At 61.5% G+C, this 26,574-nt stretch carries 21 protein-coding genes; 18 read left to right on the top strand and 3 right to left on the bottom strand.

The features are described from left to right. The first annotated feature begins 44 nt into the window (after positions 1 to 44). The 4 genes from ftsE to ABUA09_RS12935 all read left to right on the top strand — a co-directional run bounded on the left by ftsE (position 45) and on the right by ABUA09_RS12935 (position 4,160). Positions 45 to 734, top strand: a complete 690-nt coding sequence (ftsE, locus tag ABUA09_RS12950) for a cell division ATP-binding protein FtsE (protein WP_033119070.1) — start codon at positions 45 to 47, stop codon at positions 732 to 734. Continuing rightward, entirely contained in the window at positions 721 to 1,617 is an 897-nt protein-coding gene (gene ftsX, locus ABUA09_RS12945; protein WP_033119071.1) for a permease-like cell division protein FtsX, read from the top strand. Before ftsE ends, ftsX begins: the two co-directional genes overlap by 14 nt. Positions 1,618 to 1,651: 34 nt before the next feature. Then, on the top strand, positions 1,652 to 2,923 hold the full coding sequence (locus ABUA09_RS12940; protein ID WP_033119072.1) for a murein hydrolase activator EnvC family protein: 1,272 nt from the start codon (positions 1,652 to 1,654) through the stop codon (positions 2,921 to 2,923). Between the two features lie 70 nt (positions 2,924 to 2,993). Continuing rightward, the gene (locus tag ABUA09_RS12935; RefSeq protein ID WP_058118045.1) at positions 2,994 to 4,160 is read left to right on the top strand and encodes a S41 family peptidase; all 1,167 of its coding nucleotides are present in this window, start codon (positions 2,994 to 2,996) and stop codon (positions 4,158 to 4,160) included. Between the two features lie 136 nt (positions 4,161 to 4,296). Here the strand turns inward: ABUA09_RS12935 and ABUA09_RS12930 are convergent, their stop codons facing one another. Both ABUA09_RS12930 and ABUA09_RS12925 read right to left on the bottom strand, forming a co-directional pair. Further along, positions 4,297 to 5,439 (bottom strand): YibE/F family protein, encoded by a 1,143-nt coding sequence (locus ABUA09_RS12930; protein WP_279203465.1) that lies wholly within the window; start codon positions 5,437 to 5,439, stop codon positions 4,297 to 4,299. Between the two features lie 91 nt (positions 5,440 to 5,530). Then, positions 5,531 to 7,075 carry an alkaline phosphatase gene (locus ABUA09_RS12925; RefSeq protein WP_279203467.1) on the bottom strand — a complete coding sequence of 515 codons (1,545 nt, stop codon included), beginning with the start codon at positions 7,073 to 7,075 and terminating at the stop codon, positions 5,531 to 5,533. Positions 7,076 to 7,273: 198 nt separating this feature from the next. Here ABUA09_RS12925 and ABUA09_RS12920 point away from each other — a divergent pair, with 198 nt between their 5' ends. The 13 genes from ABUA09_RS12920 to ABUA09_RS12860 all read left to right on the top strand — a co-directional run bounded on the left by ABUA09_RS12920 (position 7,274) and on the right by ABUA09_RS12860 (position 22,125). Further along, positions 7,274 to 7,978, top strand: a complete 705-nt coding sequence (locus ABUA09_RS12920; protein ID WP_279203468.1) for a hypothetical protein — start codon at positions 7,274 to 7,276, stop codon at positions 7,976 to 7,978. Between the two features lie 173 nt (positions 7,979 to 8,151). Then, complete coding sequence (greA, locus tag ABUA09_RS12915) at positions 8,152 to 8,628, top strand: transcription elongation factor GreA (RefSeq protein ID WP_033117507.1); 477 nt, start codon at positions 8,152 to 8,154, stop codon at positions 8,626 to 8,628. 27 nt (positions 8,629 to 8,655) lie between these two features. Beyond that, complete coding sequence (gene lysS / locus ABUA09_RS12910; RefSeq protein ID WP_033117508.1) at positions 8,656 to 10,158, top strand: lysine--tRNA ligase; 1,503 nt, start codon at positions 8,656 to 8,658, stop codon at positions 10,156 to 10,158. Between the two features lie 106 nt (positions 10,159 to 10,264). Continuing rightward, positions 10,265 to 11,647 carry a TrkH family potassium uptake protein gene (locus tag ABUA09_RS12905; RefSeq protein WP_033117509.1) on the top strand — a complete coding sequence of 461 codons (1,383 nt, stop codon included), beginning with the start codon at positions 10,265 to 10,267 and terminating at the stop codon, positions 11,645 to 11,647. Positions 11,648 to 11,673: 26 nt separating this feature from the next. Then, positions 11,674 to 12,330 carry a potassium channel family protein gene (locus ABUA09_RS12900; RefSeq protein ID WP_033117510.1) on the top strand — a complete coding sequence of 219 codons (657 nt, stop codon included), beginning with the start codon at positions 11,674 to 11,676 and terminating at the stop codon, positions 12,328 to 12,330. Further along, on the top strand, positions 12,327 to 13,103 hold the full coding sequence (locus ABUA09_RS12895; RefSeq protein ID WP_207745821.1) for a TrmH family RNA methyltransferase: 777 nt from the start codon (positions 12,327 to 12,329) through the stop codon (positions 13,101 to 13,103). Before ABUA09_RS12900 ends, ABUA09_RS12895 begins: the two co-directional genes overlap by 4 nt. Positions 13,104 to 13,125: 22 nt before the next feature. Continuing rightward, positions 13,126 to 14,343, top strand: coding sequence for a DNA-processing protein DprA (dprA, locus tag ABUA09_RS12890; RefSeq protein WP_058118043.1), 1,218 nt, complete (start codon positions 13,126 to 13,128; stop codon positions 14,341 to 14,343). Positions 14,344 to 14,424: 81 nt separating this feature from the next. After that, the gene (gene topA / locus ABUA09_RS12885; protein ID WP_207743471.1) at positions 14,425 to 16,797 is read left to right on the top strand and encodes a type I DNA topoisomerase; all 2,373 of its coding nucleotides are present in this window, start codon (positions 14,425 to 14,427) and stop codon (positions 16,795 to 16,797) included. 55 nt (positions 16,798 to 16,852) lie between these two features. Next, entirely contained in the window at positions 16,853 to 18,151 is a 1,299-nt protein-coding gene (gene trmFO, locus ABUA09_RS12880; protein WP_033117513.1) for a methylenetetrahydrofolate--tRNA-(uracil(54)-C(5))-methyltransferase (FADH(2)-oxidizing) TrmFO, read from the top strand. Positions 18,152 to 18,387: 236 nt separating this feature from the next. Beyond that, entirely contained in the window at positions 18,388 to 19,425 is a 1,038-nt protein-coding gene (plsX, locus tag ABUA09_RS12875) for a phosphate acyltransferase PlsX (protein WP_033117514.1), read from the top strand. Between the two features lie 92 nt (positions 19,426 to 19,517). Beyond that, a complete protein-coding gene (acpP, locus tag ABUA09_RS12870) occupies positions 19,518 to 19,754 on the top strand; it encodes an acyl carrier protein (protein ID WP_033117515.1) in 237 nt (78 codons plus the stop codon). Between the two features lie 71 nt (positions 19,755 to 19,825). Next, positions 19,826 to 20,518, top strand: coding sequence for a ribonuclease III (rnc, locus tag ABUA09_RS12865; protein ID WP_033117516.1), 693 nt, complete (start codon positions 19,826 to 19,828; stop codon positions 20,516 to 20,518). 230 nt (positions 20,519 to 20,748) lie between these two features. Beyond that, positions 20,749 to 22,125: a sodium-dependent transporter gene (locus tag ABUA09_RS12860; RefSeq protein ID WP_058118041.1), complete on the top strand. Its 1,377-nt coding sequence runs from the start codon at positions 20,749 to 20,751 to the stop codon at positions 22,123 to 22,125. 79 nt (positions 22,126 to 22,204) lie between these two features. Here ABUA09_RS12860 and ABUA09_RS12855 read toward each other — a convergent pair whose 3' ends face one another. Then, positions 22,205 to 22,816: a hypothetical protein gene (locus ABUA09_RS12855; RefSeq protein ID WP_058118040.1), complete on the bottom strand. Its 612-nt coding sequence runs from the start codon at positions 22,814 to 22,816 to the stop codon at positions 22,205 to 22,207. A gap of 180 nt (positions 22,817 to 22,996) precedes the next feature. On the opposite strand from ABUA09_RS12855, the gene smc reads away from it, so the two are divergent. After that, the gene (gene smc / locus ABUA09_RS12850; protein ID WP_349949411.1) at positions 22,997 to 26,566 is read left to right on the top strand and encodes a chromosome segregation protein SMC; all 3,570 of its coding nucleotides are present in this window, start codon (positions 22,997 to 22,999) and stop codon (positions 26,564 to 26,566) included. Positions 26,567 to 26,574: the final 8 nt, after the last annotated feature.

Here is a 26,574-nt window from a genome sequence, read left to right as displayed (position 1 = left end):
GGGGCCCCGCCGCTCGTTTGTGTCCAAATGTGTGAGGATTGCCAATGATTCGACTCATAGATGTACAAAAGACATATGACAACGGCACCCGTGCCCTGAAAGGGGTGTCCATGCGCATTGAGGACGGGGAGTTTGTCTTCCTGGTGGGGCCTTCCGGGTCCGGGAAGTCGACCATCCTCAAGCTCATCACTGGCGAGGTGAGCTGCACCGAAGGGCGGCTGATGGTGAACGGCTATAACCTCAACAACATTCACGTCCGACAGATCCCTTACCTGCGCCGCACGCTGGGCGTCATCTTCCAGGATTTCAGGCTCATCGAGAAAAAGACGGTGGAGGAGAACCTCACGTTTGTCATGCGGGTGGTGGGTGCTTCTCCGCGGGAGATCCGGAAGCGGGTGTCCTATGTGCTGCAACTGGTGGGCCTGGATCATAAGGGCGACCGCCTGCCCACCGAGCTTTCCGGCGGGGAGCAGCAGCGCGTAGCCATTGCCAGGGCCCTGGTGAACAACCCACAGGTCATCGTTGCCGACGAGCCTACCGGAAACCTGGACCCCCAGCGTTCCCTGGAGATCATGATGCTGTTGGAAAAGATCAACGAGCTGGGCACCACCGTTCTGGTGGTCACCCATGAGAAAGAGCTGGTCAACCGCTTTTCCAAACGGGTGGTGGCCATTGAGAACGGCAGGATCATCAGCGACGGGATGGGTGGTTATTACAACAATGAATCAGTATAACATGGGTTATCACCTGAAGGAGGGCTTCCGCAGTATCTTTACCCACGGCCTGATGTCCTTTGCGGCTGTGTGTATGATCGTGGCCTGCCTGATCATCATGGGCTCATTTTCCCTGGTGGCCGTCAATCTGGACAATACGCTGGGGGACCTGGAGGCCCAGAACGAGTTCACCGCCTATGTGGACGAATCTCTCACTGAGGAGCAGGCCAAAGCCCTCCAGGGCAAGCTGGAGCGCCTCGCCAATGTCTCTTCCGCCACCTTTGTGGACCGGCAGGCCGCCATGGACCAGTATGTGGAACGCTATGCCGACAGCGAGAACAAGGACCTCTTTGAGGACCTGCCGGAAAACACACTCCGCCACCGCTACCGCATCCATGTGGTGGAGATCGAGAAGATGGGGGAGACGGTGAAGGCGGTGGAGCAGATCTCCGGCATCGCAAAGGTCACGGCTTCGCTGGATATTGCAGACGGCTTTGTCACCCTGCGCAATATGGCCGGTGCGGTGGCGTGGATCCTGATCGCTATGCTGCTGATCATCTCCCTCTTTATCATTGCAAACACCATCAAGTTGGCCACCTTCCACCGCCGGGAGGAGATCGCCATTATGAAGATGTGCGGCGCGACCAATTGGTTCGTCCGCTGGCCCTTTATTTTTGAGGGCATGATCCTGGGCCTTTTGGGTGCGGTGCTGGCGTTCTTCCTGCAATGGGGCATCTACAGCCTTATCGTAAGCGCCATCTCCGAACAGGGGGGCCTGCAGCTCATCGCCATCGTTCCATTTCAAACGCTGGCGGCCCGTGTGCTGGGCGCCTTTGTTGCTGCCGGCCTGGCCATCGGCGCCTGCGGAAGCCTGATGGCCATTCGGAAATTCCTTCAGGTTTGAGTTCCACCCCTCCCTCGTGAAAGGAGAAGATCCCGTGTCCAATCCGAAGCAGAACACAAAGCAGAGAAGACCCAGGCGCGACTGGCACAAGACGGTTGTGGCCCTGCTGGCGCTGCTGATGGCGCTCCTGATGATCCTGCCCATGATCACAGTGGTGTTCCAGACCGCGGGCGCCGTCAGTCAGGAGGAGCTGCAGGAGCAGATCAACGCGGGGAAGTCACAGGCCGCCGACTTGAATGCCCAGATCAAAAAACTCAACGAGCAGCTCCAGAGCATCCAGAGCGATAAATCCAAGGCGCTGGAGCAGAAAAGCCTGGTGGAGCAGCAGATCAACGCCCAGAACCAAGCCATTGCCAAGGTGACCGAGACCATTGCACAGTATGATCAGCTCATTGCTGACAAGGAGACCGAGGTAGCCGAGACCCGGGCCAAGGAGGAGGCGCAGTACGCCCTCTTCTGCGAGCGGGTGCGGGTCATGGAGGAGTCCGGCACCGTCAATTATTGGGACATTCTGTTCGGTGCATCAGACTTCTCCGATTTGCTGGAACGGGCCACGATGATAGGCGAGATCATGGAGTATGATAACGCGGTGATGGACCAGTTGGCCGCCACCCGGAAGGAGCTTCAGGACCAGCAGGCCGTGCTGGAGGCCACCAGGGCCGACCAGCAGGCGGAGAAAGAGGATCTGGAGGCGCGGAAAGCGGACCTGAAGGAGAAGGAGGCCACAATCGACCAGCTCATCGCGGACATCAAGGCCGATGAGAACGAGGCCGCCAAGGCGAAGGACGCCCTTACCGCCGAGGCCAACCGGGTCACCAGCGAGATCCTCCAGAAGCAGAAGGAACTCCAGGCTCTGATCGACGCCGGAAAGATCAACTTTGATCCCGGAAGCGGCTGGCAGTGGCCCCTTCACGGCATTTACCGGATTACATCCACCTTCGGTCCCCGTATCCACCCCATCACCGGGCGACCGGGAAACCACACGGGCACGGACATCGGCGCGCCCAGGAACACCCCCATCCATGCCGCGCGGGGCGGCGTGGTGACCATCTCCACCTACGGCAGTTCCTACGGCAACTATGTGGTGATCCAGCACGACAATGGCATCGCCACTCTTTACGCCCATATGAACTCCCGTGCGGTAAAAGAGGGAGATGTGGTGACCCAGGATCAGGTCATCGGGTATGTGGGGACGACCGGCTCCTCTACCGGCAATCATCTCCACTTCGAGTTCCGGGTCAACGGACAGCGGGCCGACGCGCTGGATTACTATCCCGCGCTGAAAGATCAATTTGTATACAGTTGAGAAAATACAGGCGGGGACAAGGGGGTGACCCCTTGTCCCCGCTGTCTTTCCAGAAAGGACCGAGAAAACCATGAGAGAAAAACGCTTTTCCGTCCGGGCCCTGGTGCTGACGGTGGTGCTGACCGTCCTGCTGACCGCAGTGCTGCTGGCAGGGATCCTCTGCCTGCTGCTGGGGAAGGAGGGGATGAGCATGGCGCAGGCTATGGTGCTCATCAACACACAGTTCGTAGGTGAGCACGACATCGGGGAGGCGGTGGACGGCGCCATGGACAGTCTCATCACCGGACTGGGAGACCGCTGGTCCTATTACATGGACGCCGAGGGATATGCCCGCCAGAAGGAGAACAAAAGCAACGCCTATGTGGGTCTGGGCTGCACGGTGTCCTACCCGGAGACGGAGGGACTTCTGATCGAAGCGGTGACGGAGGACGGCCCGGCGGACAAGGCGGGCCTGAAGGCCGGAGATCTAATTCTGGAGATAGACGGCGTCCGGATGGAGGGCGAGGCGCGCAGCCGGGCCACAGAGTACACGCGGGGGCCGGATGGGTCCGAAGCGGAGCTGCTGATCCAACGGGCGGATGGGATCGAACAGCGTTTCAAAGTGGTCCGCGCCAGAGTGGAGGAGCACCCCGTATCCTATGAGCGCCTGGACGACGGCACCGGCGTGGTGGCCATTCGGAACTTCAACAGCCGGTGCGCGGAGGAGGCCGTCGCTGCGGTGGAGGAGCTGGAGGCGCAGGGCGTGGAGCGGCTGGTATTTGATGTGCGCAACAACGGCGGCGGCTACCTGGATGAGCTCACAACGCTGCTGGACTATTTGCTGCCTGAGGGGACCATCTTCCGCAGCGAGGATAAGGCCGGGCATCAGAGCAGCGTCCAGTCCGACGCCGCATGTGTGGACCTCCCTATGGCGGTGCTGGTCAATGGAGATACCTATTCGGCGGCGGAACTCTTTGCCGCTGAGCTCCAGGAGATGGAGTGGGGGATCATTGTGGGGACGCCGACCTTTGGAAAAGGGTTTTCCCAGCAGACCTTTCCGCTCCTCTCAGGCGGCGCGATCAACATCTCCACGGCCAAATACTTTACCGGAAAGGGCGTTTCGCTCATAGGGACGGGCCTTACGCTGGACCGGGAGCTGGAGCTTACGGAGGAGCAGGAACAGAAGCTGAAGAACCATGCATTGGACCCGGCGGAGGACCCGCAGCTCCAAGCGGCCATTCAAATGATTGCCGGATGAGGTGTGATCCACAGTAAAATCTCCGCCAGTATCGGCTGAGGGAGCGGAATAGGGCGGAACCATACGGCACGGCCGATAAAAATACCGCTGTCCTCCGGGTGGGCGCGCTCACCCGGGGACGGCGGTAGCTGTTTTTTTATAGAGGGGATTTTCCCCGCGTGAGCAAATATCCGCTGGTAACGGCTGTAAACGGGGCCACGGTCACCAGACCGAAGGAGCCCACAATGGTATCGATGATCTCCGAGGCCACATACTTGTAGTTCAAAATGTTCCATACAGGAGTGCCCTGGGCCATGAAAACCATCAGCAGCGCCACATATCCGCCGGAATAGGCCAGCAGCAGAGTGGTGGTCATGGTCCCCATGGCGGCCCGGCCCACGTTCATACCGGAACGCGCAGCTTCCCGCCAGCCCATGTCGGGCTTTTTATCCACCACTTCCTTGACGGCGGAGGTGATGTCCACGCTCAGGTCCATCACCGCGCCGGATGAGCCGATGAAAATAGAGGCCATAAAGATCCGGGTCAGGTTCAGGTCCTGGTAGCCGCTGTAAAGCAGGCTCTCCGAGTTGGGCATGACGGCCCCGTGGATCTGAAAGAGATCGGTGCACAGGCAGCCCAGCGCCGCAGTCACCAGGACGCCCAGCGTCGCGCCCGACACGGCGGAAGCGCAGCGCCGGTCAAAGCCGTAGACCAGGGCGATGATGAGTACAGTAAGAAAGAGCGTGACGGCCAGTCCCACCCAAATGGGGCTGAGCCCCTTCAGATAGAGAGGAACGAGCACCTTCCACAGCGTGAGCACGGTGAGCACAAAGGACAAAATGGCCCTGACGCCGGTGCGCCCGGCAAAAAGAATGAGGAGAAGCGCGAAAGCCAATGCCAGCCATGCCTCTTTGTCCAGGCGGTAGTGGTCGGTCATCGTGACCAGGAGGATCTCATCGCCCTGGTAGCTGATGACGACCAGGGCGCGGTCTCCGGGCGAAAAGATCTTATCCTGCTCAAGGGAGCCGTTCAGGAGGTTCTGAGCCTCGACGGTCCGCCCCTCAAACCTGCCGCCCAGAAGCTCCAGCGTGCAGGTCTGCTCTCCGGAGCGGATCAGCCCGGTGTCGATGATGGAGGAGTTGTCCACGGAAAGGACCCGGGCGGCGCACCGATCCGCCCCCTTATAGATGACCGCATCTTCAAAGCCGGTGGGGAGGAGAACAAGGAGCAGGACCAAAAGCAGACAGACCAGGACGGGAGCGTGGTAACGGAGGCGGTCCGTATTGCGCAGAAGCGTCATGGGTGTGTGTTCCTTTCAGATTTTTCAAATAGTGAAACAGTGCAAAGGATGCGGCATGGGCCGCATCCTTTGCACGCATGGGAAGGAGCTTCTATTTCACGTCCAGGAGATCGGCCAGCTTGTGGTAGATCTGGGTGTTGTCATAGGAGCCGCCGAACAGATCCTGCCCCGCGCCCTGGGCGAACACGGCTACGGGGAGGCCGGTGTGAGCATAAGAGGAGAAATTGATGCCGGACTTGTTGTTGAGCAGATGGGTAATGGTGACGCTGAGGGGCTCATAGGTGCCGTACAGGACGTATTCAGCCTGGTTGGCGGGATCGGCTTTGGCGCGGTCGGGGTCCATGGTGGCGGCGTAGGCGTCTTTGAGCTTCTGCACCTCGTAGTCGGTGAGGACCAGCTTATCGTCCTCAGCGCCGGAGAGCTTCAGGCCGAAGAGAGCCTCCACGTCCTTCATCACATCCTCAAAGGAGGTGTTGTTCTCCTTGTAGCCGGCCACGTAGTTGCTGTCGTACTTGGCATAACTGATTTTCTGATTGGAGAGGTTGGTGAGGAAGGTATCGTAGTCGGTGCCGGCGTAGCCGATGGTCAGACCGCCGGTCTCGTGGTCGCCGGTGACCAGGATGAGGGTCTCGTCGGGATGCTGCTTGGCGAAGGCAACCGCCTCCTCAACGGCGTCGGAGAGCGCGATGGTGTCGGCGATGGTAGAGCCGGCGTCGTTGGCGTGGCAGGCCCAGTCAATCTTGCCGCCCTCCACCATCATGAAGAAACCGGTGTCATTGTCCAGCACCTCGATCCCCTTCTTCACATAGTCGGAGAGCGCCCACATATCCTCGGTGCGGTCATTTTCATAGGCAAAGGCGTCAGAGTCGGCCAGATGCTCGTCAATGATGAGAACGGGGCCGGCGGTGACGGCCTCGGCCTCAGCCTGGGTCATGACCACCTGATAGCCCGACTGAGCGGCCAGATCGTAGAGGCTGGTCTTGTCCTTGGCGGAGCCGGTGGGCTTCAGCAGCCCGCCGCCGGCGAAGTACTCGAAGCCGGAGGCCACCAGCTCCTCTCCAATTTCGTAGTAGTTGCCGCGGCTGGCCTGATGGGCATAGAAAGCGGCAGGGGTGGCGTGGTTCAGGTTGACGCTGGAAATCACACCGATCTTCCAGCCGAACTGCTCCCGAAGCTTTTCGGCAATGGTCTCGTAAGCCACAGTGGCGGTCTCATCCATATTGATGGTGCCGGAGTAGGTCTTGTAGCCGGTGGAGATGGAGGTGGCGGTGGAAGCTGAGTCGGGGCAGAAGGAGGTGGAGTCGTAGGTGACGGCGGAGCCGGCCACAGGGAAATCCATGAAGGAGAGGTTCACGTTGCCGTCCAGGATGTCGTCGTTGTTGGTGTCGGCCATGGCGCCCAGGTAGTCGGAGGCCGCCTGGAACTGGGGGTAGCTCATGCCGTCGCCGATAAACAGAAATACGTACTTGGGGGCCTTTTGCGCGGGGGACGTCTGGCTGCTCAGCGTCTGGACAGAGGGCTCTGCGGCGGGCGTTGCGGTAGGGGCGGGCGTTGCGGCGCCTGCCGAGCAGGCGGCGAGGGTTCCTGCCAGGGATGTCGCGGCAAGAGAGAGGGCCAAGGTGCGCTGTAACTTCATTCTTTCTTCCTCCAGTTTTGTTTTTCAGGGGCATCGCTATGATACGGGATAAGGGGCAGATGGCGCTATCAGCGGAGCGTAAAAGATCGGGAAGGAGAGGTAAGAAAAAGAAAAATGCGGGTAAAATGGGGCGTTGCACACGGTATATCTGCGGTATAATCTGCCGGGCGGCGCATATTCTGTCCCGAGGTGAATCGGATGAGGATCGGACAGATTGCCGTCGGGCGGAAGAGGTCCCTGCGGACACAATTTTCCCCGGAACGGGTCCTGGATATGCCCATTCTGCGGGCGGAGATCCCGGAGCCGTGGAGGCCCCGGCGGCTCCGCCGGGCGGCCAGGGCGCTCCGGAAGCAGGGCGTGAAGCGGGTGCTGGTCCCGGCGGGGTTCGCACAGTGGGACACGCTGGAGTCGGCCGGCCTGGGGCCGGTAGAGACGGGGGAGTTCTGCCGCGCCATGGCGCCGGCGGTGGCCCTGGCCGCGCTGACCGGGGCGCATATCCGGCCGGAGGGGGCTACGGTGGTCCTGCGGGGGGAGCGCGTGACCCGGGCCATGCGCATGTCGGCTCTGAAGCTGTGTCCGGAGGTGAAAAACCTTCTGATCGCGGCCCCTGTCGGCGGGGCGGGGCTCCAGGCGGAGCTGCGGCGGGAATACGGCGTCCCGGCCCTGGAGGATGCGCCCGGGCGCGCACCGGATCTGGCCATCCATTTTGCGCCCTCCGCCGGCGGCGGTGCCAGGATCGTGGACCTGTCCGGGAACAGCCCCCGGATGGATCATTTTTCCTTTGCCCTGCGGGAACAGACCCTGCCGGAGGACTGTGAAGGGCTTCCTCTACTGGCGGCCCTGTGGGAGACGGGACGGCTAGACCCGGCGGAGATAACAGTTTTTACCGATTTCCACTCTTGACAGACCGGAACAAACTACATATAATACAGAATAATGCAGAAGCAGACACTTACCTTAATAAAAATAAAACCTACCAAGGACCTGGAGCCCGGCGGATATTCCGTGGATTTTAAACGGGTACCGGTCTTTCTAAGATTCGGATTGATTCGCACAGAGAAAGGAAGCAGTGAAGCATGGCGAAAGAATACAAGCTGAGCCCTGAGCGGCTCAAGGCCCTTCAGGACGAGCTCGTTTACCTGAAAACGGTCCGTGAGAAAGAGGTGGCCGATCAGATCAAGGAGGCCCGCTCCTTCGGCGACCTGAGCGAGAACAGCGAATACGACGAGGCGAAGAACGAGCAGGGCAAGCTCTATTCCCGCATCGCGGAAATCGAGACCATTCTGGCCAACTATGTAGTGATCGAGGAGCACGAAACGGCCCATGACGCTGTACGTCTGGGCAGCCGGATCACCGTGTTGGACAAGGAGTTCAACGAGCAGGAGGTCTACCAGGTGGTGGGCTCCCAGGAGGCCGATCCCATGAACGGTCGCATTTCAGAGGAATCTCCCTTCGGCAAGGCCCTGCTGGGCAAGGTCGTTGGAGATGACGTAGTGGTGGAGGCCCCCGCCGGAGTCCTCCACTACCAGGTCCTAGATATACAAAAGGCCTAGTAAGCCGAGAAACAGGAGGAACCCAAAATGACAGAAGAGAAGAACACCGGCGCACCCGAGCAGGAGATGGACCTGTCCGAGCAGAGGCTCATTCGCCGCGCCAAGCTCAAAGAGCTTCAGGACGCGGGGGAAGACCCCTTTCAGATCACCAAATATGTCGTCACCGCCCGCAGCGCTGACGTGAAGGAAAAGTTTGAGGAGATGGAAGGGAAACAGGTCTCCGTCGCTGGACGCATCATGTCCAAGCGCGGGATGGGCAAAGCCGTGTTCTGCGATCTTCAGGACGGCAAGGGACGCATCCAGCTCTATGTCCGCATCGACGAGCTGGGCGAGGAGGCCTTCGCCAAGTTCAAAAAGATCGATATCGGCGATATCGTGGGCGTTGAGGGCGAGGTGTTCAAGACCAAGCGCGGCGAGATCTCCGTAAAGGCCCACAAGGTCACTCTCCTGTCCAAGTCCCTCATTCCCCTGCCGGAGAAGTTCCACGGGCTGAAGGACACGGAGACCCGGTTCCGCCAGCGGTATGTGGACCTCATCATGAATGAGGATGTGCGCCGGACCTTTGAGATCCGCACCAAGTTTATCCGGCACGTCCGGGCCTATCTGGACGCCAGGGACTATATGGAGGTGGAGACCCCTATCCTCAACACCATTTCCGGCGGCGCTACCGCCCGGCCCTTCATCACCCATCACAATACCTTGGACATCGATATGTATATGCGCATCGCAACGGAGCTCCATCTCAAGCGCCTCATCGTGGGCGGCTTCGAGCGGGTCTATGAGATCGGGCGCATCTTCCGCAACGAGGGTATGGACCCCAAGCACAATCCGGAGTTCACGACCATTGAGCTCTATGAGTCCTATGCCGACTTCCACGATATGATGGATATTGCGGAGGGTATCCTCTCCTCCGCCGCCAAGGATATCCTGGGCAGCTATCAGGTGGAGTGGCTGGGCGAGACCATAGACCTGACCCCTGGATGGAAGCGCCTGACCATGATCGATGCGGTAAAGCAGTATGTGGGCGTGGACTTCGACGCCATCAGCGACGATGAGACCGCCTGCCGCGCCGCCGAGGCTGTGGGCATCGATATGGAGGGGTGTGAGCGCACCTGGGGGACCGCTCTCTATGAGTGCTTCGACCAGCGTGTGGAGGAGAAACTGATCCAGCCCACCTTTATTACCATGTACCCCGTGGAGGTCTCCCCGCTCACCAAGCGCTCCCCCAAGGACCCCAGGCTTACCGAGCGGTTTGAGCTCTTCATCAACCACTGCGAATTTGCAAATGCGTTCTCCGAGCTGAACGATCCCATCGACCAGCGCGGCCGCTTTGAACACGAGCTGGCGCTCCGGGACATGGGCAACGATGAGGCTGGCATGATGGATGAGGACTTTATTAACGCCCTGGAGTACGGCATGACTCCCACGGGCGGTATGGGAATCGGCATTGACCGGGCCGTCATGCTGCTGACCAATTCCGACACCATCCGGGAGGTAATTCTCTTCCCCACCATGAAGCCGCTGGACTGAAGATAGACATGCAGCAGCATACCGTCGGAGAGATCCGCCGGTATGCTGTTGTGCGTTCCGGTAATTTCAATGGGCCCATGCGGCCCGTCTCTAAGGAGGCTTTTTTGTGCCTTTCCAGATCCGCTGGCGTATCCGCAACCGGCTTCGGAGCATGCAGAATCTGAACCCAGCCCGCATCGTGGTCTCCTCCTTCGGTGTGATCATTTTGCTGGGAACACTGCTGCTCATGCTTCCCGTGGCCAGCCGGGACGGGCAGGCCACCGATCCGCTCACCTGCCTTTTTACGGCCACTTCCGCGTCCTGCGTGACCGGTCTTATTCTGGTGGACACCTGGGCGCACTGGACCCTGTTCGGACAGGTGGTCATTCTGGCGATGATCCAGCTTGGCGGTCTGGGGTTTATGACGGTCATTACCCTGGTCTCCTTTGCCCTCCGGCGCAGGATCGGGCTCTCCGAGCGGCTCATCATGGTCTCCACACTGAATCTCAACGATATGGACGGGGTGGTCCGTGTGGTGCGCCACGCTCTAATGGGTACCTTCCTGATCGAGGGGACCGGAGCGGTCGTTCTCACGCTGTGCTTCCTGCCGAGGTATGGATTTTTAAAGGGCCTGTGGCGCGGGATCTTTCACGCCGTTTCCGCTTTCTGCAACGCGGGGTTCGACCTGCTGGGGACGGAGGGGGAGTTTTCCAGCCTGGCCTCTTACAATGGAAATCCGGTCGTACTGCTTACGATCATGGCGCTCATCACCATCGGCGGACTGGGCTTTTTTGTATGGGAGGATATTCTGCGCTGCGGAAGAGACCTGAGAAGACTCTCCCTGTACAGCAAGATGGTACTGAGCTTTACCGCCGCCCTGATCCTGGGGGGCGGGCTCTTTTTCCTGCTGGCGGAGTGGGACAATCCTGCAACGCTGGGTGATATGCCCGGCTGGAAGCGTGTGCTCAACGCCGCCTTCCAGGCCGTCACCCTGCGTACGGCCGGCTTTGACACCATCGGACAGGGGAATCTGCGGGACAGCTCCCTGGCGATGTCCTGTATCCTGATGCTCATCGGGGGCTCCAGCGGCTCCACCGCAGGCGGACTCAAGACCGTGACGGTGGGCGTGCTTTTTCTCACCCTGCGGGCGGGCCTGGCGGGCAGAGAAGAGGTCACCCTGCGGGGCAGGAGCATCTCCCACCGCAGGGTGATGAACGCGCTCACCCTCACACTGATCGTGGCGGTGATTTTCCTGGCAGGATCCATGATTATCTCTCTGGTGGACGACGTCCCATTCCTGTCCGCTGCCTTCGAGTCGGCCTCCGCCATGGCCACGGTGGGCGTGACGGTGGGCATCACCCCCACTTTGAGCCTTTTCTCCCACGTGCTGCTCATCTGTATGATGTTCCTGGGTCGCGTGGGTATCATGTCCTTTTCCATCGCTTTTCTGGCGAGGAGCAAGTATCCGGCAAAGATCAAATATCCCACCATGGATATCATGATCGGCTGAACTGCGGTCAAAAGGAGCTGTATGCTGTGAAAACTTATGTTGTGATCGGATTGGGGCGCTTTGGCACTGCGGTTGCCGCAGAGCTCTGCAAGCTGGGCCATGAGGTGCTGGCGATCGATGGAGACGAGGGACGGGTGCAGGCCATTGCCGACCATGTGACCCATGCTGTCACCGGCGATGCCCGGGACCCGGCCGTCCTCCGGGCCCTTGGAGTGAGAAACTATGACTGCGCCATTGTGGCGGTGGCCGACGATGTGGGCAACAGCGCCCTCATCACTATGAATCTCAAGGAGATCGGCGTCAAACAGGTCATTGCCAAGGCCCAGAGCCACGTCCACCAGAAGGTGCTGCAAAAGATCGGCGCAGACAGGGTGGTGTTCCCGGAGCACGAGACAGGCGTGAAGCTGGCGCAGAACCTCTCCAGTTCCAATATCCTCAATTTTATCGAGCTCTCCGACGACTTTGGCATCGTGGAGCTCGCCGCCCCGAAGCCCTGGCAGGGACATTCCATCAAGGATCTGGACGTGCGGGCCAAATATGGCGTCAATATCATCGCCGTTCGGAAGGGCGGGAGTGAAAACGACCTGGTAGTGGCCCCCGGCGCGTCCTATGTGATCTCGCCCGGCGATGTGGTGGTCACGCTGGGCCGCAACGAAAACACCAGTACCCTCCACGATCTATGAGCAGCGTGGAACATATCACCAGCCGCCAAAATCCTCTGGTGGGCCACATCCGCAGACTGAATGCCTCCCGCGCTTATCGCCGGGAGCGGGGGGAGTTTGTCTGTGACGGGCCCAAGCTGCTGGCGGAGGCCCTGCGGTGGGGGGCGGAGATCACCGCCGTGGTGGCGGAAGAGGGGCGGAGCGTCCCATGCCCGCCCGGAGCGCGAGAGGTGTCCGTTCCGGCGGAGCTGCTGAAGAGCCTGTCCACCACAGAGACGCCCCAGGGGGTGCTGTTCCTGTGCAGGGCTCCGGATCTGAGCGCGCCGGACAAGCTTACCGGCGCCCGCTATCTGGTGCTGGATGGGGTCCAGGACCCGGGCAACGTGGGTACGGTCTGGCGCACAGCCGACGCCTTCGGAGCGGACGGGCTCATCCTGCTGCCCGGCTGTGCGGACCCCTTTTCCCCAAAAACGGTCCGGGCTACCATGGGGGCCTGTTTCCGTCTTCCCGTCTGGGAAATGGAGCGCGAGACCCTGACCGCCCGCCTGACAGACGCGGCGCTCCCACTGTACGCTACTGCGCTGCGGGCGGATACTGAGGATGTACGCCGGGCAGACCTGCGCCGGTGCGCCGTGGTCATCGGCAGTGAGGGCAAGGGGGTTTCGGAGGAGACGCTGGCCCTGTGCGGACAGACCCTGAAGATTCCCATGCGGGCGCGCTGCGAATCCCTGAACGCCGCAGTGGCGGCCTCAGTGGTGCTGTGGGAGATGGCGCGGAGCGGACTTTCCATCTGAAACGAGAGAGGGGACGGAGGATATGGCGAGTCTGAAATATTGGCTGTGGCTGACCACGCGAAAGGGGCTGCGCCCCGAGCACGCCGTCCGGCTGCTGGAGCATTTCGGCACGCCGGAAGGGGCCTACTTTGCCGATCCCGGCGAGTATGACCTCCTGTCCGACCTCCCTCTTCCCGTGCGGACTGCGCTCCAGGAGAAACACCTGGCGGAGGCGGAGGGCATCCTGGCCGACTGCGAGCGACTCGGCCTGCGCATCCTCACGCTGGGAGACGCCGACTATCCGGACCGGCTCAAGAATATCTACGATCCGCCCGCCGTCCTCTATGTGAAGGGCCGGCTGCCCGCCTTCGATGAGGAGATCGCCGTGGCCGTGGTGGGAAGCCGCCGGCCCTCGGAGTATGGGAAGCGGATGGCGGGGCGGCTGGGGCTGGAGCTGGCCCGGGAGGGGGCCCTGGTGGTCTCCGGTATTGCTCAGGGCCTGGACACCGAGGCGGTAAGAGGGGCGCTCAAGGGCGGCGGCCCGGTGGTGTCGGTGCTGGGCTGCGGCATTGACGTGGCCTACCCGAGGGAGAACCGTTTCCTCTACGAGGATGTGGCCGCGGCGGGCGCCCTTTTGAGCGAGTACCCGCCCGGTACACCGCCGGAGGGCTGGCACTTTCCTGTGCGCAACCGCATCATCAGCGGCGTAAGTCTGGGTGTGGTGGCGGTGGAGTGCGGCGTGCGGAGCGGTACCATGACCACCGTCCGGCAGGCGTTGGACCAGGACCGGGATGTGTTTGCCGTGCCCGGAAATGCGGATGCCCCCATGAGTGAGGGGCCCAACCGCCTCATCCAGCAGGGGGCCCGGCTGGTCACCTGTGCTCGGGATGTCCTGCGAGAATATGAGGACCGCTTTCCCGGCAAAGTCCGCCGCCCCGTGCCGCTGAGCGGGGAGGAGGCCGCGGCCCGTCTGGAGCCCCGGGCAGAGGAGCCGGAGGAAAAGCATACCGAAGATGCGGAAAAAGCGGTTGACAAGTCCCCGGAGCGGGCATATATTGACAGAAGCGCCCTGACAGACGACCAGATCGAGCTTCTGGCCGCGCTGGAGGAGAAAAAGCTTTTGGCCGATGATCTCATCGAGCTCACGCAGATCCCGGCCCGGCGGGTCCTTTCGGCCCTCACCATGCTTCAGGTCCAAGGCTATGTGGCGGAGCGGCCCGGCAGGCGCTTTGAGGCACTGGTCCGGTTCAAAACGGAATAATAGGACGGGCGGCCGGAGGCCGTTTCTATGGCGTCCGGCGGTAGAACCGGCCTGTGGCCGCCCGTTTGATCATATAGAAGGATGATCTACTGGAGGTATACTGTGGCGAAGACGAACTTAGTAATTGTGGAATCCCCGGCCAAGGCCAAGACCATCGGCAAGTACCTTGGGCCGGGCTATGAGGTAAAGGCATCTATGGGACATGTCCGGGATCTGCCCAAAAGCAAGCTGGGCGTGGACGTGGAGCATGGCTTCCTTCCCGACTATCAGCCCATCAAGGGCAAGGAAGAGGTCATATCCGAGCTCAAGAAGGCGGCCAAGGGGAGCGAGAAAGTGTTCCTCGCCACCGACCCCGACCGGGAGGGGGAGGCGATCTCCTGGCACCTGAAGGAGCTTTTGCGTATCCCCGACGACAAGACCTATCGGGTGACCTTCAACGAGATCACCAAGCGGGTGGTGAACGAGTCTATCGCCTCTCCGCGGAACATCGATATGGACCTGGTGGACGCCCAGCAGGCCCGGCGCATCCTGGACCGCATCGTGGGCTACCAGCTCTCCCCCCTCCTGTGGAAAAAGATCCGCCGGGGGCTCTCCGCCGGGCGGGTCCAGTCCGTAGCCACCCGCCTGGTATGCGAGCGGGAGGAGGAGATCCGCGCCTTCCAGCCGCAGGAGTACTGGTCGCTGGACGTGGATCTTTCCCGGATCGCCCCCAACATGGGGGCTTTCACTGCGGCCTTCCACGGGCGGGAAAAGAAAATGGAGCTCCACAGTGAGCAGGAGATGCAGACGGTGGTGGACGCCGTGCGGGGCGTCCCCTTCTCCGTCAAGGGCGTAAAGCGCCAGGACAAAAACCGCTCCCCCGCGCCTCCCTTCATCACCTCCACCCTCCAGCAGGAGGCCAGCCGGAAGCTCAACATGACGCCCCGCCGCACCATGGCTGTGGCCCAGCAGCTCTATGAGGGCGTGGACATTCAGGGGGAGGGCACCGTAGGCCTGATCACCTACATGAGGACCGACTCTCTGCGTCTCTCCGAAGAGGCTCTGGCCGCCGCCAAGGAGATGATCGTCAGCCGCTACGGAAAGGATTACTATCCCGCCGAGACCCGCCATTTCAAGGCGAAGTCCGGCGCACAGGACGCTCACGAGGCCATCCGGCCTTCCGACGTCCGCCTTACGCCCGAGGAGATCAAGAAGGACCTGACCAGCGAGCAGTACCGGCTCTATAAGCTCATCTGGAGCAGGTTCCTGGCATGTCAGATGGCCAATGCCGTCTACGACAGCGTGGGGATCGAGGTGGAGTCCGCGGGCTACACCTTCCGGGCCACCCACTCCTCCCTGAAGTTTGCGGGCTTTACAGCGGTCTATGTGGAGGGCCGGGACGAGGAGGACGAGGTGAAGCAGTCCCCTCTGCCCGATCTGAAGGAGGGGGAACCCCTCTCCCTCACCGGCGTAAAGCCGGAACAGCATTTTACCCAGCCTCCCACCAGGTATACCGAGGCTACCCTCATCAAGGCCCTGGAGGAGAAGGGCATCGGACGGCCCTCCACCTATGCGCCCACCATCTCCACCATCCTGGACCGGGAATATGTGGTGAAGGAGGGGAAGTACCTGCGCACCACGCCCCTGGGGGAGGTGGTCACCGGCCTGATGAAGGACAAATTTCCCGACATTGTGGACACCACGTTTACCGCCCATATGGAGGAGCAGTTGGACGAGGTGGAGGAAGGCAAGGAGAAATGGAAGGACCTCCTGTCCGGGTTCTACGGCGGTTTTGAGAAAGAGCTGCAGCAGGCGGAGAAGGATTTGGACGGGGAGCGCATCAAAGTCCCCGACGAGGTATCCGACGAGGTGTGCGACCTGTGCGGACGGCAGATGGTCATCAAGTCCGGGCGGTTCGGCCGCTTTCTGGCATGCCCGGGGTATCCGGAATGTACGTTTACCAAGCCCATCGTGGTGGAGATGCCCGGAAAATGTCCCAAGTGCGGGGGGCGCATCCTGAAAAAGACCTCCAAGAAGGGGTATGCCTATTATGGCTGCGAGCACAACGGCGGCCGCGGCGGCAGCACCTGTGATTTCATGACCTGGGACGTCCCTGTGAAGGACAACTGCCCGGAGTGTGGCTGGACCATGTTCAAAAAGTCGGGCAGGGGATTTAAAAAGCCCTTCTGCATCAACCCGGACTGCGCCAACTTCACACCGGAGGATAAGCGGGGCGGCTATAAAAAGAAACCGGCCGCCGAGAGCGGCAAGGCTGCCGGAGAGGAAAAGCAGCCGACCGCGGCGGCTGAAGAGGCCGCGCCGGCGAAAAAGACGGCGGCCAAGAAGAGCACAGACAAAAAGACTCCGGCAAAAAAGGCAGCGGTCAAGAAGACCGTAGAGAAAAAGGCGCCTTCCAAAAAGACTGCTGCGGCAAAAAAGACCACAAAAAAGCGGACCGCCGCAAAGGCGGAATAAAACGGAACGGGCCGCCGGAGCCGGCGGCCCGTCTTCGATAGAAAGGCTTATGTGTATGGAACCAGTCATCGTAATCGGCGCGGGCCTGGCGGGCAGCGAGGCCGCTTGGCAGTTGGCCCGGCGGGGCATCCCCGTGGTCCTGCGCGAAATGAAGCCTCAGAGGATGACGCCTGCCCACCACACACCCTATTTTGGAGAGCTGGTGTGCTCCAACTCCCTGCGGTCCGACCAGCTGGAGAACGCGGTGGGACTGCTCAAGGAGGAGCTGCGCCGCTGCGGGTCCCTGATCCTAGCCTGCGCGGACGAACACCGCGTGGAGGCCGGCGGGGCGCTCGCCGTGGATCGGGAGGGCTTCAGCCGTGAAGTCACCGAAAGGATCAGAACGCACCCTCTCATCACGGTGGAGGAAGGGGAGGTGTCCAGCATCCCTGAGAAGGGAGACGCCATCGTGGCCTCAGGGCCGCTGACCTCCGACGCGCTGGCCGGAGAGATCCAGCGTCTGGTCCACGCGGATTACCTCAGCTTTTTTGACGCAGCGGCCCCCCTGGTGACCTTTGAGAGCCTGGATATGGAGCATGCCTGGTTTGCCTCGCGGTATGACAAAGGAACGGCGGACTATGTGAACTGCGCCCTCAGCGAGGAGGAGTACGCCGCGTTTTGGGAGGCGCTCACCACCGCGCGGGCGGCGGAGGTCCACGGCTTTGAGGACCAGAATGTGTTCGAGGGCTGTATGCCGGTGGAGGTCATGGCCCGCAGGGGGCGGGATACCCTGCGGTACGGCCCGCTGAAGCCCAAGGGGCTCCGGGACCCCAGAACAGGCCTCACGCCGTATGCCGTGGTGCAGCTCCGCAAGGACAATGCCCAAGGATCTATCTATAACTTGGTGGGATTCCAGACCCACCTGGCCTGGCCGGAGCAGAAACGGGTCTTTTCCATGATCCCGGCGCTGAAGAATGCGGAGTTTGTCCGCTACGGCGTCATGCACCGGAATACCTATCTGGACTCCCCCAGGCTCCTGGACCGGTATTACCGGCTGAGGGGGCGTGAAAACGTGATGTTTGCCGGGCAGATCACCGGCGTGGAGGGCTATGTGGAATCCACCGCCTCCGGCTTTGTGGCGGCGGTGGAGCTGGCCCGCCGGCTGTTGGGACAGCGGCCTGTGGACTTCCCACAGGAGACCGCCCTGGGGGCCCTGGCCCTGTATGTCTCCAATGAGACCGTAGGGGCGTTCCAGCCCATGAATGTGAATTTCGGTATCATTCCGCCTCTGGATCATCGGGTTAAGGGCAAGCGGAACAAAAACGCGGAACTGAGCCGGCGCGCACTGGATATCCTGGGCACGCTGGAGATATAGGCGACAGTCGGGCGGCATTTTGCCGCCCGACTGTCACATTTTTATAGGTTGAATCGTTTTTCAAGCAACTGACAGGCAGGATGCCGCGATGGAGCAGGTCGTTCTGCTGGTCCTGTGCCTCTGGGATTAGGCGGCGTGAGGCGCCTTGCGTCCACTTGGGACTTGCCAGAAGTCCCGGAAGCGAGTATGATAGGGACAAGCAAAACGACGCATACTGGCTTAGAAAGAGGGATTTCATGAAGATCATCGTGGACGCCATGGGCGGAGACAACGCCCCCCAGTGCAATGTCCGTGGAGCGCTGCACGCCGTAAAAGAGTACGGTGTGGAGGTGGTCCTGGTGGGCCGCGGGGAGGACATCCTCCGCTGTCTCAAGGAGGACGGCATCGATACGCTGCCCGCAGGTGTGGAGATCGCCCATGCCGACCAGGTGGTGGAGATTTGTGACAATCCGGCCACCGCCTTCAAGGAGAAGAAGGACTCCTCTCTGACGGTGGGGCTGAACCTTCTGAAAAATGGCGGCGGGGACGCTTTTGTCTCAGCGGGCAGCACAGGGGCCCTCCTGTCCGCGGCGACGCTCCTGGTAAAGCGCGTCAAGGGCATCCGCCGGGCGGCCATGGCGCCCGTGGTCCCCACGGGCAAGGGAGGCGCGGTCCTCATCGACTGCGGCGCCACCGCCGAGTGTACGCCGGAATATCTGCTCCAATTCGCTTTTATGGGCTCCTATTACGCAGAACATGTCATGGGCCGCCCGGAGCCGAGGGTGGGGCTGCTGAACATCGGCGCGGAGCCGTCCAAGGGCACTGACCTGCAGCGGGAGGCCTACCAGCTCCTCAAAAAGGCGGGGGACGAGGGCCGCATCAATTTTGCGGGCAATGTGGAGGCCCGGGAGGCGGTCTACGGCGAGGTGGACGTGATCGTGACCGACGGCTACTCGGGAAATATTTTTCTCAAGACCATGGAGGGAACCGGCGGCTTCCTGGCCAAGGAGCTCAAGGCGATGTTCAAGAAGAGCCTCGTCACCAAGCTGGGGGCCCTGTGCGTCAAGGACGGCATCGCCCACTTCAAAAAGCTGCTGGACTCCGGCGAGGTGGGCGGCACGGCACTGGTGGGGATATCCAAACCGGTCATCAAGGCCCACGGCTCCTCAGATGATTACGCCATCAAGAACGCCATCCGGCAGGCCGCGTCCTTCGCCGCTTCCGGGATCATCGAGGATATTACGGAAAATATCGACCATATGCGCCTGGAGCGGACGGGCGCGGCAGCGGAGTGAGGGCCTCATTTTTCAAAAATAGTATTGACAGGCCGGAAAAATGTCCCTATTATGTGAGTGTAAATAATCCAGCCTAAGGAGTCGAGTACAATATGATTTTTGAGAAGCTGAGTGAACTCATTTCGGAGCAGTTTGGGGTGGAGCCGGACACGATCACGATGGAGACCACCTTTGAGGATGATCTGGGCGCGGATTCTCTGGATATCGTGGAGCTCTCCATGGCCCTGGAGGAGGAGTTCGGCGTTTCTGAGATGGGAGAGGATGAGATATCCTCCATCACCACGGTGGGCGACTTGGTGCACTATCTCCAGAACAAGCTGGACGCCTGAGAATCGACAAGCATGAAAGGCCCCGCCAAGGCGGGGCCTCTCTTTTCGCGTGTGAAGGAGGGGAGAAACGTATGAAGCAGTTGGAAGAGAGGCTGGGATATCTGTTTCACGACAGGTCCCTGTTGGAGAACGCTCTGACCCACAGCTCCTATGCCAACGAAAACAAGCAGAAGGGCGAGGCCAGCAACGAGCGCCTGGAGTTTCTGGGCGACTCCGTACTGGGCATGGTGGTGGCGGATCACCTGTTCCGGAGCCACCCCGATATGCCGGAGGGGGAGCTCACCCGGACGCGGGCGGCTCTGGTATGTGAGGAGAGCCTGGTGGAGGTGGCCCGAAAGCTGGAGCTGGGGCAGTATCTCAAGCTGGGCCGCGGTGAGGACGCGGGCGGCGGGCGGAAGCGGCCGTCCATTCAGGCGGATGCCGTGGAGGCGGTGATCGCTGCGGTTTACCTGGATGGCGGCATCGGCTCGGCGCGGAAGTTCATCACAAGTTTTATCCTGACCAACAACGAGCGGGAGCAGGAGGGCGGCATCCGGGACTACAAAACGGCGCTCCAGGAGCTGGTGCAGCGGGAGAGCGGTCAGGTGCTGTCCTATCGCCTGACGGGCGAAAGCGGACCGGACCATGCCAAAGTGTTCCGTGTGGAGGTGGATCTCAACGGGACGCCCGCCGGAAAGGGAGAGGGGCGCAGCAAAAAGGAGGCCGAGCAGAGCGCGGCGAAGGCGGCCATCGCGCACCTGACGGGCGCGGCGGCGGACGGCTGAGGGCCCCACAGGCCGCCCTCCCGGAGGCGCGGCGGGACGGCGGAGAACCGGACAGAGGGCGCCGAAGCTCTGAAAAAGCGGCGGGGGCGGCAGCGGATGTGAAGTGGTTCGCAATACCATGGTGAAAGCCGGGCGGGGAAGGCGCCGCCGGCCAGCGTGTTATTGCGAGCCGATTCTCAAAGGCAAAGCCGGCCCTGTGTCCGAAAACAAAGAGGTTGGAGGATCTACAATTGGAGAGAGAGAAGTTTTCATCCCGGCTGGGGTTCATCCTCATTTCCGCCGGGTGCGCCATCGGCCTGGGCAACGTATGGCGCTTTCCCTACATCACCGGCAAATACGGCGGAGCGGCATTTGTGCTGGTCTATCTGGTGTTCCTGCTGATCCTGGGCCTGCCCATTATGGTCATGGAGTTTTCTGTGGGCCGGGCCAGCCAGAAGTCGGCGGCGCTGAGCTTCAACATTCTGGAGCCCAAGGGCGCCAAGTGGCACCTCTACCGCTATGGCGCCATGGCGGGCAACTATCTGCTCATGATGTTCTATACCACGGTGGGCGGCTGGATGTTCTCCTATGTCTGCAAAATGTTCCTGGGAGAGTTCAGCGGCCTGGACGCGGCGGGGGTGGAGACGGCTTTTTACGACATGCTGGCCCAGCCGGGGCCTATGATCGGATGGATGCTGGTCGTCACCTTCCTGGGATTTGGGATCTGCTCCCTGGGGCTGCAAAAAGGCGTGGAGCGCATCACCAAGGCGATGATGGTCTGTCTGCTGCTCCTGATGCTGGTCCTGGCGGTTCGCAGCGTTACGCTGCCGGGGGCTGTGGAGGGCCTCAAGTTCTACCTGGTACCCGATTTCCATGACCTGGCATATGACACGGACGGCAGATTTATTCTGGGCGCGGCGATCTACGACGCCATGAGCCAGGCATTCTTCACCCTGAGCCTGGGCATCGGCGCCCTGGCCATCTTCGGCAGCTACATCGGCAAGGAGCGGTCCCTCACCGGAGAGGCCATCAGCATCAGTGTGCTGGATACCTTTGTGGCCCTCGTCGCGGGCCTGATCATCTTCCCCTCCTGCTTTGCCTTCGGCGTCAACCCCGGTCAGGGTGTGGGGCTGATCTTTGTCACGCTGCCCAACGTCTTCAACCAGATGCCGCTGGGCGGCGTATGGGGCGGGCTCTTTTTTCTGTTCATGTCCTTTGCGGCGCTGTCCACCATCATTGCGGTGTTTGAGAACATCGTCGCCTTTGCCATGGACCTGGGCTGGAGCCGGAAAAAGGCTATCGTGGTCAATGGGATCGCCCTGATCCTGCTGTCCCTGCCCTGTGTGCTGGGGTTCAACGTCTGGAGCGGATTCTCCACGCCCGTGGGCAATATTCAGGATCTGGAGGATTTTATCGTATCCAATAATCTGCTCCCCCTGGGCAGCTTGGTCTATCTGCTCTTCTGCACCTCCCGACGGGGTTGGGGGTGGAAACAATTCCTGGCGGAGGCGGACGCCGGGGAAGGGCTCAAATTCCCCAAGTGGTCGAGAGCTTATGTCACGTATGTCCTGCCCTTCATTGTACTGGTGATCTTTGCTATGGGCTATTATCAGAAGTTCTTCCAATGAAAAACCGGGCGCACCGCATCAGCGGTGCGCCCGGTTTGCGCTGCGCCGGAGGTTCCGCCGGCTGGAGCGTTTTGCGCCCTTAAGACCTGGAGAGCTGGGTGAAGAAGCCCTCCATCTCGGTGAAGGCCTCCGCGCTGTCGGTGGGGGCAAAGAGCATCACGGTGATGAGATAGTCGCCGTCCTTGCGGACGTACTGCCGCTGGTAGGGAGTCTCCTGGCCCTCCATGGTCAGCGGCACCATCAGGTAGCGGCGGCCCGCCAGGGTCACGGTCTCCGTGCTCCCGACGGTATAGGAGGCGCCCTCGGCCTCCGCCCCCTTCTGGAGACCGGAGGTATAGTCGGTAGCGCTGGCACTGTAAGCGTTGACCAGGACCAGAACGCCTGCGCCGGTCTCCGGGTCCTTGGCGGAGAGCTCGTAGTGATAGATGGATTCCGGATGTTCACCGGTTCCGCCTTTCTGGAGGTCCAGGGCCTTGTCGGCAGCGGCGCTCATGTCGGCCAGTTGGTCGGCTCCCGAGGCCTCCCACCCCTCGGGCAAGGTAAAGCGCAGGTCCAGAAAGGCGCTGTCGTAGTGGTCTCCGCTCCAGGCGCCTGCGGTAAAGGGCATATCCGATGCGCCCTGTCCCGAGCAGCCAGAGAGCAGTCCAACCAGAATAGACAGAAGCAGTAGCGGTGCAATTCGTCTTTTCATTTCAGTCCTCCAAGCGTTGAATTCCCATGCGGTATTCCGTACCGTGCGGATCAAGGGTATCATATCACAAAAACCGCCTCTTTGAAACAGCAAATATCGGCAGGGAAAGGTTTGCAATGCGACGGCAAAATTGGTATAATATTTTAATTAACACAATGGGCTTATAGGGAGTGCGTGCTTTTGTATTTAAAGGCGCTGGAGATCCAGGGATTCAAATCCTTTCCGGATAAAACAGTGCTGACCTTTGACCACGATGTCACCGCCATCGTGGGGCCAAACGGCAGCGGAAAATCCAATATTTCCGACGCCATCCGCTGGGTGATGGGGGAGCAGTCCACCAAGGCGCTCCGGGGCGGCAAGATGGAGGACGTCATCTTCGGCGGCACCGCCAGGCGGAAGCAGCTGGGCTTTGCAGAGGTCTCTCTGGTGTTGGACAATACCGGGCATCTCTTCGACCGGGAGGAGAGCGAGGTCATGGTCACCCGGCGGTATTACCGTTCGGGGGAGAGCGAATACTACATCAACCGCCATGCCGTCCGGCTCAAGGATGTCAACGAGCTGTTTATGGACACGGGGCTGGGCCGGGAGGGCTACTCCATCATTGGACAGGGTAAGATCGATGAGATCCTGTCCGTCAAGAGCGCCGACCGCCGGGAGGTTTTTGAGGAGGCCGCCGGCATCTCCCGCTACCGTCACCGCAAGGAGGACGCTGAGAGGAAGCTGGAGCGCACCGAAGAGAATCTGGTGCGCATCAACGACAAGATCGACGAACTGGAGCTCCAGGTGGAGCCCCTGCGCGCTCAATCGGAGAAAGCAAAAAAGTACCTGATCCTCCGGGACGAGCTCCGGGGCCTGGAAATCTCCCTCTGGATGGAGCAGCTGGATAAGATCCGCGCCAATACCATCAAGATCACATCTGACTTTGAAAACGCCGTCCGCCAGAAGGAGGAGGCGCAGCACGAGGTGGAGTCCCTCTATGCGGCCGCGGAGGGATATGCGGCGCAGATGCGGGAAAAGGATATGGAGGCGGAGGGCCTTCGCTTCCAGATGCAGCAGCGGGAGGCCGACGCCAACGAGTGCGAGCGGGCCATCGCGGTACTCAAGTCCCAGATCCAGAGCAATCTGGAAAACGCGGACCGGGTGAAACGGGAACTGGAGGCCCAGGAGGGCCGGGCTGGGTCTATCTCGGCGCAGATCGCGGACCGCCGGGCGCGCCTGGACGAGATCTCCGCGCGGATGGTCGAGTTGAAAGCGGGCCTGGAGGAGTCCGAGGCCCAGAGCAGGACGGAGAGCAAGAGTGCAGGCCTCCTCCAGGCGGAGCGGGAGGTCCTGCGGGAAAAGGCGGCGGTGGAGAGCGCCTCCGCCGCGGAGGCCAAGGCGTTGCTCTCCGCGCTGGCCGCCGCCGCCCAGGAGCTGCTGGATCGGGATGAGGCCGTCCGGCAGGAACTCTCCGCCGGAGAGGCGAGGATCAGCCAGACCCATGCGGAGGGGGACGGCGTCCGGCGGGAACTGGAACAGGCCCGGGAGGACCGTAACGCGCTGCTGAATGTGATCAGCGGATACGCACTGCGGGTGGAGGCCCGTCAGAAAAAGGCCAAGTCGGCAGAGGAGCGGCATGTCAAACTCCAGATGGAGGAAAATGCCCTCTCCGCCCGTATCCATATGCTCACAGAGATGGAAAAGCTCTATGAGGGGTATTCCAAAGCGGTCAAGCTGGTGATGGGCGAGGCCGGGCGGGGGAGCCTTCGGGGCGTCCACGGTCCGGTGGCCGGGCTTGTCCATGTGCCGGACGCCTATACCGTGGCCATCGAGATCGCCCTCGGGGCGGCCATGCAGAATATTGTGGTGGAGCGCGAGGAGGACGGCAAAGCGGCGATCTCCTACCTGAAGCGGAGAGACGGGGGCCGATGCACGTTCCTCCCCCTTTCCTCCATCCGCCCCGGCGAGTTTCGGGACGCTGGCGTGCGGGGGGAGCGCGGATTTGTGGGCATGGGAGATGAGCTGGTGAAGTTCGACCCCCGCTATCAGCGCGTCTTTTCCAATCTGCTGGGGCGGGTCGTGGTTACGGAGGACATGGACGCCGCCATCGCCATGGCACGGAAATACCACTATAGGTTCCGCATCGTCACACTGGACGGGCAGGTATTGAACCCGGGCGGCTCCATGACCGGCGGCTCCGCCTCCCGCAGCGCGGGGATCCTCAGCCGGGCCAATGAGCTGGAGCGGCTCAACACCCAGATCGAAGACATCCGCGGCCGCCTCGGAGAGGCGGCCCGGACACTGGAGGAAGCCCGCCGGGAGCACACCGCAGCCGCCTATGAGATGGAGACGGCGCAGGCCCAGCGCCGTGAGCTGGAGGACAGTATCCTCAAACTGGAGGAGCGTTTTCAGGGCTATCAAAAGTCCTATGCCGAGCTGGACGCCCAGCAGGCCGGACTTCGGGAGGAGCTGGCGCAGATCGAGGCCCGATCCCGCCAGACCGAGGCCGATACCCGGAACGCCCGCGCCAGGATCGAGGCGCTGGAGGGCGCGGCGGAGGCCCTGCGGACGGAGGCTGAGGGCAAGGCCGCCGGACAGGAGGAGAGCCGGGCGCGGATGGAGCGGGTGAATGCCCGTATTGCCCAGCTCAGGCTGGAGGTGGCCTCGCTGGAGGCCGAGCAGTCCGCCTCCGAGCAGGCGCTCCGGGAGCTGGAGGCGCTGTGCCGGGACATCACCGGAGACAGGGCCCAGCGGGAGACGTTGCTCACTGGGTACCAGGAGAAAAACGAGAGCCTGACCGCCCGGATCGGGGAGCAGGAGGCGCGGCTCCAGGAGATCCGGGGCGCCACTGAGAGCAAAAAAGAGGCCGTCGCCCGCCTCAGCGAAGAGAAGCTGGCTTTGGAGGCCCAGCGGAACCGGGCGGACCGGGAGAGCCGGGAGAAAAATGCCGCGCTTTTGAATCTGGAGCGGGAAGTCTCGGTGCTGGAGCAGAAGAAGGTTACCGCCGCCCTGGAGGAAAAGCAGATCCTGGACAAGCTGTGGGAGACCTATGAGCTCTCCCACGAGGCGGCCCGGGCCCAGCGCCTGGAGCTGGAGTCCACAGCCAAGGCACAGAAACGGGTCGGTGAGCTCAAACGCGCCATCTCGAGCCTGGGAAACATCAACCTGGACTCCATCGAGGAGTTCGAGCGGGTGAACGAGCGATACACCTATCTCACCGGACAGCGGGACGATGTGGCGCAGTCCAAGCGGGAGCTGGAGAAGGTCATCGCCGAGATCACGGGCGAGATGAAGACGATCTTCTCCCAGCAATTCGGCGTCATCAATACCGCCTTCGGGGAGACCTTTGCGGAGCTCTTCGGCGGCGGCAAGGCCACGTTGGAGCTGGACGATCCGGAAGATATCCTCAACTGCGGCATTGAGATCAGGGTCCAGCCGCCGGGTAAGGCGCTGAAAGTCCTCTCCCTGCTCTCCGGCGGAGAGAAAGCCTTTGTGGCCATTGCGCTCTACTTTGCGATTTTAAAGGTCCGCCCGACCCCCTTCTGCGTCATGGATGAGATTGAGGCCGCGCTGGACGACGCCAATGTCGCCCGCTTCGCCCGCTACCTGCGCGGCATGAGCGACCGGACCCAGTTCATCGTCATCACCCATCGCCGCGGGACCATGGAGGAGGCCGACGTCCTCTACGGCGTCACCATGCAGGAACAGGGGATCAGCCGGCTGCTGACCATCAATCTGAGCGATGTGGAGCGGGAGCTGAACCTGAAGTGACGGGGGAA

The sequence above is a fragment of the Intestinimonas sp. RTP31139st1_F5_RTP31139_211217 genome (assembly GCF_040226735.1).
Taxonomy (GTDB): domain Bacteria; phylum Bacillota; class Clostridia; order Oscillospirales; family Oscillospiraceae; genus Intestinimonas; species Intestinimonas butyriciproducens.
This window is presented reverse-complemented; position numbering and strand designations above follow the sequence as displayed.

Excerpts from the sequence above, each read along its gene's own strand:
- ftsE (WP_033119070.1), top strand. The coding sequence starts at position 45 with ATGATTCGACTCATAGATGTACAAAAGACATATGACAACGGCACCCGT.
- ftsX (WP_033119071.1), top strand. The coding sequence starts at position 721 with ATGAATCAGTATAACATGGGTTATCACCTGAAGGAGGGCTTCCGCAGT.
- ABUA09_RS12935 (WP_058118045.1), top strand. The coding sequence starts at position 2,994 with ATGAGAGAAAAACGCTTTTCCGTCCGGGCCCTGGTGCTGACGGTGGTG.
- ABUA09_RS12930 (WP_279203465.1), bottom strand. The coding sequence starts at position 5,439 with ATGACGCTTCTGCGCAATACGGACCGCCTCCGTTACCACGCTCCCGTC.
- ABUA09_RS12925 (WP_279203467.1), bottom strand. The coding sequence starts at position 7,075 with ATGAAGTTACAGCGCACCTTGGCCCTCTCTCTTGCCGCGACATCCCTG.
- ABUA09_RS12920 (WP_279203468.1), top strand. The coding sequence starts at position 7,274 with ATGAGGATCGGACAGATTGCCGTCGGGCGGAAGAGGTCCCTGCGGACA.
- greA (WP_033117507.1), top strand. The coding sequence starts at position 8,152 with ATGGCGAAAGAATACAAGCTGAGCCCTGAGCGGCTCAAGGCCCTTCAG.
- lysS (WP_033117508.1), top strand. The coding sequence starts at position 8,656 with ATGACAGAAGAGAAGAACACCGGCGCACCCGAGCAGGAGATGGACCTG.
- ABUA09_RS12895 (WP_207745821.1), top strand. The coding sequence starts at position 12,327 with ATGAGCAGCGTGGAACATATCACCAGCCGCCAAAATCCTCTGGTGGGC.
- dprA (WP_058118043.1), top strand. The coding sequence starts at position 13,126 with ATGGCGAGTCTGAAATATTGGCTGTGGCTGACCACGCGAAAGGGGCTG.
- topA (WP_207743471.1), top strand. The coding sequence starts at position 14,425 with ATGATCTACTGGAGGTATACTGTGGCGAAGACGAACTTAGTAATTGTG.
- trmFO (WP_033117513.1), top strand. The coding sequence starts at position 16,853 with ATGGAACCAGTCATCGTAATCGGCGCGGGCCTGGCGGGCAGCGAGGCC.
- plsX (WP_033117514.1), top strand. The coding sequence starts at position 18,388 with ATGAAGATCATCGTGGACGCCATGGGCGGAGACAACGCCCCCCAGTGC.
- acpP (WP_033117515.1), top strand. The coding sequence starts at position 19,518 with ATGATTTTTGAGAAGCTGAGTGAACTCATTTCGGAGCAGTTTGGGGTG.
- rnc (WP_033117516.1), top strand. The coding sequence starts at position 19,826 with ATGAAGCAGTTGGAAGAGAGGCTGGGATATCTGTTTCACGACAGGTCC.
- ABUA09_RS12855 (WP_058118040.1), bottom strand. The coding sequence starts at position 22,816 with ATGAAAAGACGAATTGCACCGCTACTGCTTCTGTCTATTCTGGTTGGA.